General features: G+C 35.1%; 13 protein-coding genes and 1 riboswitch. Of the genes, 1 reads left to right on the forward strand and 12 read right to left on the reverse strand.

Annotated features, from left to right (window positions below):
- Nucleotides 1-2: 2 nt before the first annotated feature.
- From K5R64_RS09810 to K5R64_RS09825, 4 genes are all read right to left on the reverse strand, one after another.
- The gene (locus K5R64_RS09810) at nucleotides 3-2,093 is read right to left on the reverse strand and encodes a nitrite reductase (protein WP_220763091.1); all 2,091 of its coding nucleotides are present in this window, start codon (nucleotides 2,091-2,093) and stop codon (nucleotides 3-5) included.
- 127 nt (nucleotides 2,094-2,220) lie between these two features.
- The gene (locus K5R64_RS09815) at nucleotides 2,221-3,465 is read right to left on the reverse strand and encodes a sulfate adenylyltransferase subunit 1 (RefSeq protein WP_220763092.1); all 1,245 of its coding nucleotides are present in this window, start codon (nucleotides 3,463-3,465) and stop codon (nucleotides 2,221-2,223) included.
- Between the two features lie 139 nt (nucleotides 3,466-3,604).
- Nucleotides 3,605-4,504 (reverse strand): sulfate adenylyltransferase subunit CysD, encoded by a 900-nt coding sequence (gene cysD, locus K5R64_RS09820; RefSeq protein ID WP_220763093.1) that lies wholly within the window; start codon nucleotides 4,502-4,504, stop codon nucleotides 3,605-3,607.
- A gap of 136 nt (nucleotides 4,505-4,640) precedes the next feature.
- On the reverse strand, nucleotides 4,641-5,342 hold the full coding sequence (locus tag K5R64_RS09825) for a phosphoadenylyl-sulfate reductase (RefSeq protein ID WP_220763095.1): 702 nt from the start codon (nucleotides 5,340-5,342) through the stop codon (nucleotides 4,641-4,643).
- A 330-nt stretch (nucleotides 5,343-5,672) separates the two neighbouring features.
- Between K5R64_RS09825 and K5R64_RS09830 the strand changes: the two genes are divergently transcribed.
- Complete coding sequence (locus K5R64_RS09830; RefSeq protein WP_220763098.1) at nucleotides 5,673-6,455, forward strand: sulfite exporter TauE/SafE family protein; 783 nt, start codon at nucleotides 5,673-5,675, stop codon at nucleotides 6,453-6,455.
- 95 nt (nucleotides 6,456-6,550) lie between these two features.
- Here K5R64_RS09830 and K5R64_RS09835 read toward each other — a convergent pair whose 3' ends face one another.
- The 8 genes from K5R64_RS09835 to K5R64_RS09870 all read right to left on the reverse strand — a co-directional run bounded on the left by K5R64_RS09835 (nucleotide 6,551) and on the right by K5R64_RS09870 (nucleotide 15,571).
- Nucleotides 6,551-6,961 carry an Rrf2 family transcriptional regulator gene (locus K5R64_RS09835; protein WP_220763100.1) on the reverse strand — a complete coding sequence of 137 codons (411 nt, stop codon included), beginning with the start codon at nucleotides 6,959-6,961 and terminating at the stop codon, nucleotides 6,551-6,553.
- A 35-nt stretch (nucleotides 6,962-6,996) separates the two neighbouring features.
- Nucleotides 6,997-7,710 (reverse strand): hypothetical protein, encoded by a 714-nt coding sequence (locus tag K5R64_RS09840; protein ID WP_220763102.1) that lies wholly within the window; start codon nucleotides 7,708-7,710, stop codon nucleotides 6,997-6,999.
- A 110-nt stretch (nucleotides 7,711-7,820) separates the two neighbouring features.
- Complete coding sequence (locus K5R64_RS09845; RefSeq protein WP_220763103.1) at nucleotides 7,821-8,993, reverse strand: PLP-dependent aspartate aminotransferase family protein; 1,173 nt, start codon at nucleotides 8,991-8,993, stop codon at nucleotides 7,821-7,823.
- 108 nt (nucleotides 8,994-9,101) lie between these two features.
- Nucleotides 9,102-9,533 (reverse strand): OsmC family protein, encoded by a 432-nt coding sequence (locus K5R64_RS09850; protein WP_220763105.1) that lies wholly within the window; start codon nucleotides 9,531-9,533, stop codon nucleotides 9,102-9,104.
- A gap of 135 nt (nucleotides 9,534-9,668) precedes the next feature.
- Nucleotides 9,669-12,080 carry a bifunctional aspartate kinase/homoserine dehydrogenase I gene (gene thrA / locus K5R64_RS09855; protein WP_220763106.1) on the reverse strand — a complete coding sequence of 804 codons (2,412 nt, stop codon included), beginning with the start codon at nucleotides 12,078-12,080 and terminating at the stop codon, nucleotides 9,669-9,671.
- 16 nt (nucleotides 12,081-12,096) lie between these two features.
- Nucleotides 12,097-13,062: an alpha/beta fold hydrolase gene (locus K5R64_RS09860; RefSeq protein WP_255580341.1), complete on the reverse strand. Its 966-nt coding sequence runs from the start codon at nucleotides 13,060-13,062 to the stop codon at nucleotides 12,097-12,099.
- Between the two features lie 77 nt (nucleotides 13,063-13,139).
- A riboswitch (SAM riboswitch) is annotated at nucleotides 13,140-13,262 on the reverse strand.
- Nucleotides 13,263-13,437: 175 nt separating this feature from the next.
- Nucleotides 13,438-13,638 carry a hypothetical protein gene (locus K5R64_RS09865; RefSeq protein WP_220763199.1) on the reverse strand — a complete coding sequence of 67 codons (201 nt, stop codon included), beginning with the start codon at nucleotides 13,636-13,638 and terminating at the stop codon, nucleotides 13,438-13,440.
- Between the two features lie 655 nt (nucleotides 13,639-14,293).
- Entirely contained in the window at nucleotides 14,294-15,571 is a 1,278-nt protein-coding gene (locus K5R64_RS09870; RefSeq protein WP_220763108.1) for an O-acetylhomoserine aminocarboxypropyltransferase/cysteine synthase family protein, read from the reverse strand.
- Nucleotides 15,572-15,920: the final 349 nt, after the last annotated feature.

Below are 15,920 nucleotides of genomic sequence, written 5' to 3' on the forward strand. Positions count from 1 at the left end.
TTTTATGCTTGAGCAATATCCTGAGCTCTATACGCTTCTAACTTTTCAAAAAACGCAATTGCTTCTTGGATGTATTGTTTAGCGAACGCTTCTGTTGGTTCGTTTTTATTGATTTGGTACACTAACTCTTTGAATGAAGTTCCCAATTCAATTTTATTTGTTTCTACAAATACAGTATCGAATGCGTCGATGATTCCCGCATGTGTATTTGTTTTTTGTTTTTCAGCCAACAACAACGCTTTCGCACCATTTACAAAACCTGCATAGGCTAAGTAAATAGCATCCGCCCATTTTTGCTCTTGGAATACTTCCTCAGCCGAAGTAATTTTTTCCTTAGCTTCGAATAATAAAGTCGCCACTAAGTCGATTACTACACCGGCACATTCTCCAACACCTACTGCTTTTACATAGTTATCAGCATTACCCCAATCCACAAAATCTTCTTCTGTAAGGTTGGTTACATCTGCCAATGGTTTTAAGAATTCGTAGAAATACTTTTCTCCTTTAGCATCATAATAGTCTAAGAATTTAGCACCGTTAGCATTGGCTTCAAAATCATTTAAGATCAAACGCAAGGCTTCAGGTCCACGACGGCTAGGGATTTTGATTACTTTATCAGCAAAACGACCGTTTCCGTTTTCTAAATTTCCACCACCCAATAATACTTGCAAGGCTGGCGCTACTAATTTTCCAGAATTGATTGACATCCCTTGGAAACCAATTTCAGCCATATTGTGTTGCCCACAAGCATTCATACAACCACTAATTTTGATAGCAATTTCTTGATTGTTTAGATATTGAGGGTATTCTGTTTTTAATACTCTTTCTAATTCATCAGCAATACCTGTACTACTTGCGATACCTAAGTTACAAGTATCTGTACCTGGACAAGCGGTAATGTCTCCAATAGAATTGTATCCTAATTGAACCATATCAAGTTTAGCTAACTCTTGGTAGAAGAATGGCAAGTTTTCTTCTTTGATGTTACGAATCACAATGTTTTGACGTAATGAAAAACGCAATTCATTGGCTCCGTAATTTTTAATCAAATCTGCCAACAATCTCGCTTTGTCAATATAAAAATCACCCAAAAGTACTTTTACACCAATCGCTACATATCCTGCTTGTTTTTGAGGTATGACATTAGATTTTTTCCAAGCTTCATAAGCTTCAACATCATCAATAGTAACTGTTGGCACTTCTAATAAAGGCTCTGTAATAGGCCCTTCAAAAGCTGTTGTATCTATTTCGTAAGAGTGGAAAGGCAAGGCTTTTTTCTCTTCTTCTACCAAACGCAAGAATTCATCACGACCTAAATCTTTGATTAAGAACTTCAAACGTGCTTTTAGACGTTTTGCTCTTTCTCCATAACGGTCAAAAATACGAATCACTCCTTCGGCAGTTGGAATAATTTGGTTTACTGGTACAAACTCAGAAAGCAATTCAGCGTGAGAAGGCTGAGAACCTAATCCACCACCCAGCATTACTTTGAATCCTTTTTGCCCATGTACAATTTTAGGAATGAATCCTAAATCGTGTAAATAACTCAAAGCTGTATCTTTCTCAGAAGATGAGAACGAAATTTTGAATTTACGTCCCATTTCTTGACAGATTGGGTTACGCAATAAATATTGGAACAACCCGTGTGCATACGGAGTGACATCAAATGGTTCATCTACATCCACTCCCGCTAACTCACTTGCAGTAATATTACGTACGGTGTTTCCACAAGCTTCTCTAAGAGTGATATCGTCTTTAGCCAAATCCGCCCAAAGTTCAGGTGTTCTGTCTAAGCTCACATAGTGAATTTGGATATCTTGACGGGTTGTGATATGTAAACGTCCTGTAGAATATTCCTCAGAAACGTCGGTGATTCTTTTTAATTGCTCGCTCGTCACTTTTCCATAAGGCAATTTGATACGTATCATTTGTACGCCTTCCTGACGTTGACCGTAAATACCACGTGCCAAACGAAGACTACGAAAACGCTCGTCATCAATTTTTCCTCCACGGAATAAATGTATTTTCTTTTCTAAATCGATAATCTCTTTTTGGACAATCGGATTTTCTATTTCTGTTCTAAAACTTTCCATTTCTTTGTTTTTTTCCTCCCCCAACCCCCTCCGAAGGAGGGGGAGCCGAAATTGGGAATATTAAATCTTATTTTATTCTACTTTTTTATCCTAGCTCACTACCCTTTGGAGAGGTGTGGGGTGGGGATTACTTTATAAATCCTACTCCTGCTGTTGTATTAGTTGAAGTATCGATTAAAATAAAAGCACCATTAGCTTTGTTCTCGTTATAAGAATCAAAATACAAAGGTTTGCTTAACTTGATAGATACCTCTCCTATTTCATTCAAAGACAATTCAGAAGCTTGTGTTGTTCCTGAATAATCTGTAGCAATCACATTACGAACACTATCCACCTTTGCTAACACTCTATTGGTATTATGTTGAACTAAATATTTGGTTCCAGCAACTAATTTTTTGCTATCCATCCAACAGATCGTTGTTGTAATATCTTTTTCAATTCTTGGCAATTCGCCTGATTTCACAATCATATCACCTCTCGTAACATTGATGTCATTTTCTAACTCAATTGTAATCGAAGAACCTGCTGTGGCCTCATCGAATTGTTGGTCAAAAAAGTGAATTTTAGACACCTTAGATTGTGTTAAAGATGGCAATACAGTTACCGCGTCCCCTACTTTGATATTATTGCCATATAATTTTCCCGCATACCCTCTAAAATCATGGTACTGCTCCGTTTTAGGACGAATTACCGTTTGCACAGGGAAACGAGTTTGTCCTTTTTCGTAAACGTCTGTTGGCTCTAAAGCTTCCAAATGCTCTAAGATAGTTTGTCCTTGGTACCAAGGCATTCCTCCTAAAGATTCAACCACATTATCTCCTGTCAAAGCACTTAACGGAATGTAACTTACGTTTTGTTCTTTGAAAGTACTTTTTGCATTCAATTCTTCAAAATCGGCTTTAATTTTATTGAAAACCTCTTCAGAGTAATCAACTAAATCCATTTTGTTAACCGCTACAATCACTTCTTTTACTCTCAATAAATTATTGATAAAAAAGTGACGGTAGGTTTGCTCGATTACCCCTTTACGAGCATCAATCAAAATAATCGATACTTGCGAAGTCGAAGCTCCCGTTACCATGTTACGCGTATATTCTACGTGACCTGGCGTATCGGCAATAATATAACTCTTTTTAGCAGTTGAGAAATAAATGTGAGCCACATCAATGGTGATTCCTTGCTCTCTCTCCGCAACCAATCCGTCAGTAGCCAAAGAGAAATCTAAATAATCGTACCCTTTTAATTTACTGCTTCTTTCAATTGCTTCTAATTTATCAGTCGTTAAAGACTGTGTATCGTATAATAATCTCCCGATTAATGTACTCTTCCCATCATCTACACTTCCTGCTGTTGCTATTTTTAAAACTTCCATATCTTTTTCCCCTCCCCGACCCTCCCCAAAGGGGAGGGAGCCGAGACTATTGTTTTACTTGTTATATATCTTTATTTGTTACCTTCATATTTAATCTCCAATACCTCCCTCCCCATCGGGGAGGGCTGGGGTGGGGATTCTAAAAGTATCCTTGTTGTTTTCTTTTTTCCATCGCTGCCTCCGAACGTTTGTCGTCGATTCTGGCACCTCTTTCTGAAATAGTGGAAGCTCTAATTTCACCAACTACTTCTGCAATTGTTGCTGCATAGGAATCAACAGCCGCTGTACAGCTCATATCTCCTACCGTTCTAAAACGTACAATTCTTTCTTCAACAATTTCGTCTTCTTCTTGATATACGTGTGGAGAATGTGACCAAATCATCCCATCTCTCAAAAACACCTTACGTTTGTGTGAAAAATAAATCGAAGGGATTTCAATTTGTTCTTGTTCTATATAACTCCAAACGTCTAATTCAGTCCAGTTTGAAATAGGAAATACACGTACGTTTTGTCCCATCTCAATTTTTCCATTCAATAAATCAAACAGCTCAGGACGTTGATTTTTTTCATCCCATTGGCCAAAATCATCACGAACAGAGAAAATACGTTCTTTAGCTCTTGCTTTTTCTTCATCACGACGCGCACCACCAATACAAGCATCAAATTTAAATTCTTCGATAGCATCTAATAAAGTGGTGGTTTGCAAACTATTTCTACTTGCATATTTTCCTGTCTCCTCAACAACTTTCCCTTGATCGATAGCATCTTGCACATTACGTACTATAAGCTCCAATCCTAATTCTTTTACCAATTTATCTCTAAACTCAATAGTTTCAGGAAAATTATGCCCCGTATCTACGTGTAATAACGGAAAAGGAATTTTGGCTGGAAAAAAAGCCTTTTGTGCTAATCGCACCAAAGTAATCGAATCTTTTCCTCCTGAAAAAAGCAACACTGGCTTTTCAAATTGAGAAATCACTTCTCTAAATATGTAAATCGCTTCGCTTTCTAAAGCATTTGTTTTTAAAACTGAACTCATTCTTTTTTTTGTTTAAAAGTTTAAGGTTTAAAGTTTAAGGTTGTTACTCCTTTTCTATAACCTCTTAACATTTTCTATTTTCTATGTATCTCTTCTATTTTTCAACTAACCGATTAAACAACTAACCGATATACTTTTATTTTCCGTGCAAACCACATTCTTTATGACTTGATTCCCACGACCATCTTCCTGCTCTGATATCTTCTCCAGGAAGAATCGCTCTTGTACATGGGGCACAACCTATACTTACAAATCCTTTTTTATGCAAGCTGTTTTGTGGCACATTATTATCGTCAATGTATTTTTGAACCTCTTCTAATGACCATTTTAACAAAGGATTGAATTTAATGATTTGGAAATTAGCATCGTATTCAAATAAATGTAAATCACTTCTGTTCTCCGACTGCTCTGCCCGCAAACCTGTAATCCATACTTCATTTCCCGCCAAAGCTTTCTTAAGCGGTACTACTTTACGAATAAAACAACATTCTTTTCTATTCTCAACTGATTCGTAAAAGCTATTTGGCCCCTTCTTCTCTAATAATTCCTCTACTGCTTTCGCTTCCGGAAAATATACTTTAATTGGTGTTTTGTATTTCTTTTGAGTTCTATGAAAAACATCATAAGTCTCTTGAAACAAACGACCTGTATCTAAAGTAAAAATTGTCACTGGAGCACCACTTTTTTCAATTAGGTCAGTAATCACCTGATCTTCCTGCCCAAAAGAAGTGGAAAAAACCACTTTATCTTTATATTCATTTGCTAAAAAAACAAAAGCCTCTTCAATGGAAAAGTCTTTTGTTTTTTCAATTAATGCATTCACTATTGTTGTACTCATTTGTTTTCTTTTTCTATAAAATCTATTACCCTATCGGTTTAGTAGATTACTCCGCAAAATTACTACTTATTTCCAAATAACAAAACATTATATTCATTTTTTTTAATCACCCTAGATTCTAATGTATTGAAAATCCGAACTTAAGCTTAATACCACTTCTCGAAACACCAATTTCAAGTAAAACTCAACTTTAACATAGCTGCTCAACCCTTGCAAAACCTCAAATTCTGCGCAAAGATACATTAATTTTTTTAATTTATTTTTTAAACTCTACTTTACCTATAGGATTATTATAAAATAGTTATTAGATTTGCCAAAAAATATATCAATATGGACTTTCAATTAGGATTAGTTATTGCTGGTTTAGCAGTAGGATTTGTAGTAGGATTAACAGGTGTAGGTGGTGGTTCCTTAATGACCCCTATTTTATTGTGGTTTGGAATTCCTCCCACCACAGCTGTAGGTACTGATTTATTATATGCGGCATATACTAAAATGGCCGGTATATTTGTACATCATAAAAAGAAAAACATCAATTGGAAAATTACAGGATGGCTTTCCTTAGGAAGCATTCCTGCGGCGCTAATCACATTATGGATTTTAGATAGCATCAAAACCGATATTTCGGCCGTGAATGCTGTTATAAAATACAGCTTAGGTTGGGCTTTGCTGTTCACATCAGTAGCAGTGCTTTTCAAAAAGAAAATCATGGACTTCTCTAAAAAACACTCTGGTGATAAATTCCACAAGGAAAGTAACACGCAAAATATGTTAACTATTGCGATAGGCGTAATGCTTGGTGCAACAGTAACTTTAACTTCGATTGGTGCTGGTGCATTAGGAACAGTAACGTTATTTTTCCTTTACCCTCTTTTACCCACTCCCAAATTAGTAGGCACCGAAATTGCTCACGCTGTACCCTTGACCTTGGTAGCAGGTCTTGGACACGCCACAATGGGAAATATCGATTATTTGCTATTAGGACAATTGTTAATGGGTTCTTTACCTGGTATTTTCATAGGAAGTATGTTAAGCGGTAAAATTCCTGATTTGTATTTAAGAAATGCTATCGCCATCATGTTGTTTTTTGTGGGATACAAATTAATTTTTTAAATATATAAATTTGTTACAATTTAGCAAAACAAACAAAAACGACCCTTTCCAAATGTACAGTGGAAAGGGTCGTTTTTTATTTGGGACTAAAACTTTTAAAAAGCAATATCAGCTAAACTATTATTTTCTAAAATCATCAAAGTATTATCACGTACTTCAGTCATCAATTTTCGAACCGCACAACTGGCTTCATCTGTGCAATCATCGCAAGGCTCATAAAAATTATGACTGGCACATGGCAATAAGGCAATTGGCCCTTCAAGAATGCGATATACCTTAGCCATGTTAATATCCTTAGGTTCTTTGATTAAATAATAACCGCCACCTTTTCCTTTTTTGGCACCCAAAAATCCAGAATGACGCAACAACAATAATATACTTTCTAAAAACTTAATCGAAATGTTTTCAGACTTTGCTATATCAGCAATAGCCACAGGTGTCTGATCTTCTTGGCGTGCCAAAAAGGTCAAAGCTTTGATTCCGTATTTTGTTTTTTTAGATAACATTTTGAATTAAGGATTTTTTATTTGGAAATTAGCATTTAAGATATCCATGTATCTTCAATTTTATCAATTTCCCAAACACCATTTATTTCTTTTACATAGACATTGTAACCTCGTCCACATCTTCCACAATAACTAAAACTAGCTTTAAATAAACCTTTCGTTTTTTCTTTATCAAATTGAATTCTAGAAATAGTAAAAATCCCAGAAAACACAAAGTTATAATTTCGTTCAAATAGAAGATAAGGATGATTGTCTGTATTAGAAAATTCTGAAATATTTTTTAATTTAAATTTATTATTTAGCTTGATTTTACTATAATCAAACAGAAATTGCCTTAAGGTATCTTTACCTTTGACTGAAAATTCTGAAATTGGAAATTCCTCTAATAACTTTTTGTCAAAATAAGGATTAAAATCGTTTTTAATCCAAGGATTGAAGGCTAAAATTATTTCAGAAGTATCTTTTTTTGCAACTTCTCTCCTTGTTTCCCATTTTTTATACCTAATTTCTTGCTCTTCTGTTATTTTAGTAGAATCCAAAAAAACATCTCCTTTTTTATCAGTAACAAATTCACCTAACATTGGAGAAGGTTCCACCATCCTACTATCTACACAAATAGAGTCAACTAAACTCGGCAAAATTTGAGTTAAAACCGCTTTTTCTAATTCAAATTCATCTTTGTTACTTTCACAATATACAGTTGACAAAAATAAAAGTAAAGTACTAATTGAACCAACAATTTTAATCATAGTAGAATAATTAAAATCAAATATGATAAAAAAATATGAATAAAAAAAAAACGATTTTTGATTTACAGAAAATCTGCAATCAAAAATCGTTAGTCTTCAATCTTTAATCATTAAGAAAGCGCTTGCTCCAAATCAGCAATTACATCTTTTACGGTTTCTAAACCTACAGAAACACGCACCAAACCTTCGGTAATTCCAACCGCTAATTTCTCTTCGGCAGATAACTTACTATGCGTTGTTGATGCTGGATGTGTTACAATGGTTTTGGCATCACCAATATTGGCCGATAGCGAACACAATTTGATTTTATCCAAAAAAGTTCTACCCGCTTCTAAACCACCTTTGATTTCAAAGGCAATAATATTTCCTCCTAAAAGCATTTGCTTTTTGGCGATTTCATATTTAGGATGCGATTTCAAGAAAGGGTATTTCACACTGTTTACTTTAGGGTGACTTTCTAAAAACTCAGCTACTTTCATTGCATTTTCACAATGTCTTTCCACACGAAGGGATAGGGTCTCCAAACTTTTGGACAATACCCATGCATTAAATGGTGACATAGCAGGCCCAGTATTTCGGGAGAAAAGATAGATTTGACGAATCAAATCGGCATTACCCACAGCTACTCCGCCCAACACACGCCCTTGACCATCCATCAATTTAGTCGCCGAATGAATCACAATATGCGCCCCGTATTTGATAGGTTGTTGGATATAAGGAGTAGCAAAACAATTATCAATGATTAAAATCAAATTGTGCTTTTTAGCAATTGCTCCCAATAATTCCAAATCTACTACATCAACACCAGGATTTGTTGGCGTTTCAGCGTACAAAATTTTAGTAGTAGGCTGAATTAAACTCTCAATGGTTTCCGGCTGATTGATATCAAAATAAGAAGTCGTAATATTCCATTTTGGAAAATAGGTCATAAACAACGCATGCGTAGAACCAAAAACACTCCCAGCCGATACAATGTGGTCACCTGAATTTAACAAAGCTGCAAAAGAGGAATAAATCGCTGCCATTCCCGTTGCAAAAGCATAACCAGCCTCAGCGCCTTCCATAGCACAAACCTTATCTACAAACTCAGTTGTGTTTGGGTTAGAAAAACGACTGTAAATATTACGTACTTTTTCTTCTGTAAAGGAAGCTCTCATATCCTCAGCATCTTCAAACACAAAACTAGAAGACAAATACAAAGGACTTGAGTGTTCTTGAAATTGTGATTTTTCTATATGATTACGTATGGCTTGGGTTTCAAAACCAAATTCTTGTTCGTTCATTTTATTTTTAGTTTAGAGTTTAAAGTTTAAATGTTTAAGATTGTTCAAATCGCAAACACTTTACTTCAACTATTTTTTCAGTTTATACTAATGACTTATAACTATTAACTATTTCGCTAACTCAACACCATTCAAAATCACTTTGTAGTGAATGGTCGCTGTAGGTTCAACCGTTTTGGAAACCGAGCAGTATTTTTCAAAAGACAATTGTGCCGCTTTGGCCGCTTTGTCTTCTTTGATATTTCCTACCAAAGAAAAGACAACATAAATATTCTTGAAAGGTTTAGCATCACCTACTTGCTCTCTTACTCCTTCGACTTCCGCTTTGAAAGAGGTAATTTCCTGACGTTGTTTTTTTAGAATCGAAATCATATCAATTCCACTGCATCCAGCCACACCCATCAATACCAATTCCATTGGGCTTGGCCCCATATCATTTCCTCCAAAATCAGGACGCGCATCTACATTTACTATATGTCCTCTTTCGTTTTTTAATTCGAAATGGAAGTTTTCGTTTACTCTGTTTAATGTTATTTTCATAATATTCTTATTTATGGACGCGGATGAAACGGATTTCAAACGCTGATTTGATGGTTTTTTATTTATTTTTTTATACTAAATGCTCAAAAACTGAATACTAAAAAAAATTCTTCCTGAACACTGAACACTACAAAATTATCCTTTATCCGATATTCTCAAAATATCTCCAAAAACACCTCTGGCCGTAACCGCTGAACCTGCTCCTGCTCCTTGAATTACAATTGGACGGTCTCCATAAGATTCGGTATAAATTTCGAAGAACGAATCCGAGCCTTTCAATCCACCTAAGGCAGTATCCATTGGTACCGAAACCAGTTTCACTTCTAGATTTCCTTTGTCATTTTGCAAATCCCCTGAGAGTTCGCCTATATAACGCAAGACGTGATTCGGCTGTTGTTCTGATTTTATTTTGTTGTAAATTGGGTCAAACTCTTTCAATTTGGTCAAGAAATCAGCCACACTTCCTTCGCGTAAATGTTCTGGAATTAAATTCTGAATTTGAACTTCCTCAAACTCATTTTGCAAATCCAATTCTCTCGCCAAAATCAATAACTTTCTACCCACATCATTTCCGCATAAATCCTCTCTTGGGTCTGGTTCCGTATAGCCATTATCAATAGCTTCTTTCAAAATGTCGCTAAATGGTACATCTTTAGCAGAGAAATTATTGAACAAATAACTCAATGTTCCTGAGAATACTCCTTTAATTTTAGTGATATTTTCACCAGAAAGATGCAACAATTTGATAGTATCAATCAATGGCAACCCTGCACCTACATTAGTTTCGTACAGGTAATTTTTTTGATTTTTCTCTAAAGTCGCACGCAATTCTTTATAAAAATCGTAACTCAAAGTATTCGCTACTTTGTTCGACGAAATCAAGTCAAAACCGTTTTCGGCTAGTGTGATGTAATTTTCAACAAAAGCAGCACTTGCTGTATTGTCCACAGCAATTAAGTTGGCCAAATGATGTTCATTTGCGTAAGCGATAATGTCCTTCATGGTATAAATCACTCCGTTGTTTTGAATTTCATTTTTCCAGTTAGGCGAAATCCCATTTTTATTCAACAGCACACTGCTGGAATTTGCAATGGCAAAAATATTCAACTTCACACCCTTTCTTTTTTCGATTGCATCGGCTGATTCTAGGATTTGATTAATCAAAGTACCTCCCACTAGTCCGTGACCAAAAATGGCGATATTGATTTTCTTAGACACCCCAAAAATCTCTCCATGAATAACATTGAGCGCCTTAGTCAATTCAGATTTTTGAACGACCAAACTCACGTTCTTGCCCGTAACGGTATTGTTAAACAAAATAGGTACAATTTTGTTGCGAATCAAAGCTGTATAGGGCTGATGAAAAGTACTCAAATCCTGTCCAATAATCGAAATCACCGAAACATCATCCGTCACAGAGATTTTATTAACATCTTTCGAATAAAAATCATTTTCAAATTCTTTCTCTAATTCAATCATCGCCTTAGTAGCTTTATCAGCAGCAACTACCAGTCCGATTCCTCTTTCTGAAGAACCTTGCGAAATGATACTCACACTGATATCATTGTCTCCCATAACCCTAAAAATACGTGCATCAACTCCTGTTTTTCCAAGCAGCCCACGACCTTCTAAGTTGACCAAAGCTACATTTTCTAAAACAGAAAGCGTTTTAATTCCTTCCTTACTTGGATTAGAGGTGATTAATGTGCCATTATTTTCGTGATTAAACGTATTTAAAATACGTAGCGGAATATTTTTTTCCAATAACGGAATTATAGTTTTGGCATGTAAAATGGTCGCTCCAAAGTTTGCCAACTCATTCGCCTCATTAAAAGTCAAGTGATCAATTTTTTTAGCATCCGAAACCAAATCAGGATTAGCGGTATAAATACCATCCACATGGGTGTAATTTTGAAGCTCAGTTGCGTTGAGATAATTCGCCAATAAAGAGGCTGTATAATTACTCCCGTTTCTTCCTAAAGTTGTGGTTTCATTTTTACTATTCGAACCAATAAAACCTGTGATAATATTTACAATTCCTTTGTGCTCTTTGAAATATTGAACCACGTTTTTCTTTGAAAGTTGGTCTAAGGGCTGTGCATCACCAAATTTAGAATCTGTTTTCAACAAATTTCTAGCATCTGTAAATTGAGCCGTAATGCCTTTTTTTACCAAAATAGCAGTCAGCAATTTAGCCGAAAGCAATTCGCCTTGTGAAAAAATCTGATCTTTAATTTTGGCACTATAATCCCCAATTAAGCTCACTCCTTCATAAAGTTTTTCTAAGATGGTAAACTCCGCAGCCAAATCTACATCAGTATAAGTGGACTGTTGGTAGGCCTTAAATTTTTCTAATAGTGTTTTATAATCGCCATTAACAGCAGCAACACCCAATATTGCTTCTAAATCATCGGTTGCATTGCCACGTGCTGAAACTACAACTGCAATTTCTTCGCCTTTATTTACTTTGTCTTCAATGATTGAAACTACTTTGTTTAATCCGTCTCCGTTAGACAAGGATTTACCTCCAAACTTTAATATCTTCATTTCTATCTCTATTTTTTTAATTAAAAATTGGCGCTAGCAAATTATTTAATTGTTCGTATTCTATTAAAAAAGCATCGTGACCATGTACTGAAATTATCTCACTGTAACTAGCTTTTACGTGATGTTTAACTAATTCTTCATAGGTTTCTTTATTCTCTTTGGCCGTAAAAAACAAATCCGAATTGATTCCGACGATGTGGATATGAGCTTCAATTTTATTGACTAAACTATCAAAATTACCTCTTCCTCTAGTAACATCAATGGTTTTCAGTAATTGATTCATCATTTTATAGGAACTCAACTGAAATCGCTTTTGCAATTTATTGCCGTGATGTTGCAACCAACTTTCGATATTAAATATCGCTAACTCTTCGTTAGTGGTTCGTTGAAATTTCACTTTAAAAGATTCCGGAGTGCGGTAACACAACATGGCATGAATACGAGCATCCTCAATGGGTTTCGAAGAATTATTCAAAATTTGCTCTTGCAAAAAACAATTGGCAATCAACCAGTCGGTCGATTTCCAATCCGTTGCAATCGGCACCAAATGCTGGGTTATTTTTGGCGCTAATATTAACATTTCCCAAGCAATACCACCTCCTACAGAACCTCCTACGATAGCAAATAATTTTTCAATCTTCAATTCCTCAATTCCTTGAATAAATAATCGAGCCACATCTCTGGCATTAAAGTCAAGGTAATTCTCAATCAACTCTCCATCATATCCATTTCCAGGGACATTAAATGCTAAAATAGAATATTTAGTAGTATCAATTGTTTTATGGTCACCTACTAAATCATTCCACCAACCGTTCGCTCCAATTATATTGGAATTACCTGTCAAGGCATGATTTATTAAAACAATAGGCGCAGTATGCAATTCTTGTCCAAAAACTTGAAATGACAAATGAATCAAAGGGTAATTTGCACCACTCTCGGTAGTGAAATTATGTATCGTAATGCTGGTTGGTTTATTTTCCAATTTCAAATCTTGTATTATTGTGGATTCGTATTGGAAATATTATAAAGTGTGAGTTACATAAACTAGAAGATTTAGCGTTGTTATCTTTCCTTAAAACCAATCTAAATTCAGTTTAAGGTAGAATGCAGCACCTTCTTCGATGAATCGAAGGGTTGCTAAGGCATCATCGGGTCTAATCCCTCGTCCTTTCTTTATAACATTTCAGTACGTTTATGAACATTTAAGATGCAAAGAAACCATTAATTTTTTAAACAAACAAATTTTGCTCACTCAGATTTATAGCCTAAATCAAGAGCAAAGAAAAACGCAAGTATCAACTGAACAAAAATTATTCAACAATGACTTGCGTTACCTTCTATGATTTCAAAAAACTTTTTAAATAAATAGTGTTTCATTTTCTTTTGAATACATTAATAACAGGGTGTTTACCACACTTTTTTGTTTTTTCATTTTCGCATCAGTTGTAATACCGAATCTGGTATTTGTCAACTCATCTGCTGTTCTATTTCCTGGACGGTCTCCTCGCCTGCCCCTTAATAAATTGATTGCTCCTGTAATGATTCTTCTTGTTTTCATAATTTTTGTTGTTACTTGTTTATACTTAATTTTTATTTGTTTGTTATTTTGTTTGCTTTCAATCACCATCTACGTAAAAAAAACCCTTTTGGATTCAGATTACCAAAAGGGTTTTTATATAAATATAATTTTTTCTTTTGGATATCAACAGACTAGCTTGTGTGTAAAAAACACAACAACCGAAAAATGCTTCATCTGTTTAGTATAGTTGGTAACCATCATTTCTTACAACTTGAATTAATATTATTTGTTTTTTTAACAAAAAAGCCTCCTGAAAATTTCAGGAGGCTTTCGCTATATTTTTGTATTATTTGAATATAAAAAATTAAGCTATCGCACTCCTGCCGATTTCTTTAAATTGTACCATAGATTTTTTACAAATAATAAAATTCATTTCCTGATTATTTTGAGCCACAAAGATATAAAAATTTCTTTATGATTGCTTTTATTTCAATAAAATTTTGAGTCAAAATTTCTAATTAACAGTAAATTATGATTTTCAACAAAAAATTCTAGTCTCTTTCAAAAAAACAAATCAAACAAGAGCTTTTTCTTCAAGTTCCTTTTAAAACTTCTCTATTCCACTCCCTTGATTTGACAATTCAAAAATAGATCGAAAATCCCAATTCAACATTAAGGCAATCTTAAGATACGTTTATGATAACGTATCAAAAACAGCTTTTAAATCAGCCTTTAAATCTTCAATAGCTTCCAACCCTACAGACAGACGAATCAAATCCTTAGAAACTCCTGAAGCTAATTGTTGCTCATCCGACAATTGTTGATGGGTGGTACTTGCTGGATGAATAATCAATGACTTAGTATCTCCAATATTGGCTAATAACGAAAACAACTTGGTTTCATCGGCTACTTTTTTAGCGGCATCAAAACCTCCTTTTAACCCAAAAGTAACCAAACCGTTTTGTCCTTTTGGCAAATAACGCTGTGCTAAATCATAATACTTACTCGATGGTAATCCAGGATAGTTTACCCAAGCCACTTGGTCTTGTGATTCTAACCATTGCGCTAAAGCCAAACCGTTTTCACTATGTTTTTGAACACGAACAGCCAACGTTTCTAATCCTTGGATAATTTGGAACGCATTAAACGGACTCAAAGCCGCACCATAATCGCGTAAACCTTCAATTCTCACCTTAGCGATAAAGGCTGCCGCCCCTAAAGCATCGTGATATACTAAGCCATGATAACTTGGATTAGGCTCAGTAAATTCCGGGAAACGCCCGCTACTCCAATCAAAAGTACCAGCATCAATAATCGCACCTCCTAATGAGGTACCGTTACCCGCAATATATTTTGTTAACGAATGGATAACGATATTGGCCCCATGTGCAATAGGATTCAACAAATAAGGAGAAGCCACAGTATTATCAACCACAAAAGGCACTTTTAAATCTTGAGCCACAGCTGAGATGGCTTTCAAATCTAATACATCCAATTTTGGATTTCCTAAACTTTCAACAAAAATCACTTTGGTATTATCCTTAGCTGCATTGGCGAAATTTGCCGCATCCGAAGGATCAACAAACGTAGTGGTGATTCCTAACCTAGGCAATGTAGAACTTAATAAATTAAAAGTCCCTCCATACAAACTACTAGAAGCTACAATATGATCACCTGTTTTTAACATGGTCAACAAAGCCGTTGCGATAGCAGCAGTCCCTGAAGCGGTTACAACAGCCGCAATACCACCTTCGAGAGCCGCTAAACGTTGCTCCAAAATATCATTGGTTGGATTGTTTAATCTCGTGTAAATATATCCCATTTCAGCCAGCGAAAATAAGTTTGCCGCATGTTCCGAGTTGTTAAACACATACGAAGACGTTTGGTAAATAGGCACCGCTCTGGTTCCTGCGTGTTGGGTTACGTCGTGTCCTGCGTGCAGGGCATTGGTTTCAAAATTAAATGTGCTCATGTTTGATATTTATTAATGATTGTTATTTCAAAAAAAACCTCCCAATTGCTCGGGAGGTCTTGCTCAATTTTATGTTGTATCTAAGCAATAGGTTACCCGCAGAAAAAAATCTGTTTTGACATGCACTTTATTGCTCTTGAAAAATTCATTTTTTTATTTTTTGGTAACCAAATTTGCAAACTATTTTTCGCAAATCCAAAACATTACACAATAATTAACATATCACTTTGGGTCTAAAACGGCATTTTTTCAAAGGGGATAATAAAATTAAAAATTTGGTTAAGATTAATTTACAATTCAAAATGGTTTCATACCTTTGCACCTCAAAATACAAAGAGGAAAAATTTGA

The organism is Flavobacterium sp. UMI-01 (assembly GCF_019656315.1).
Taxonomy (GTDB): Bacteria; Bacteroidota; Bacteroidia; order Flavobacteriales; family Flavobacteriaceae; genus Flavobacterium.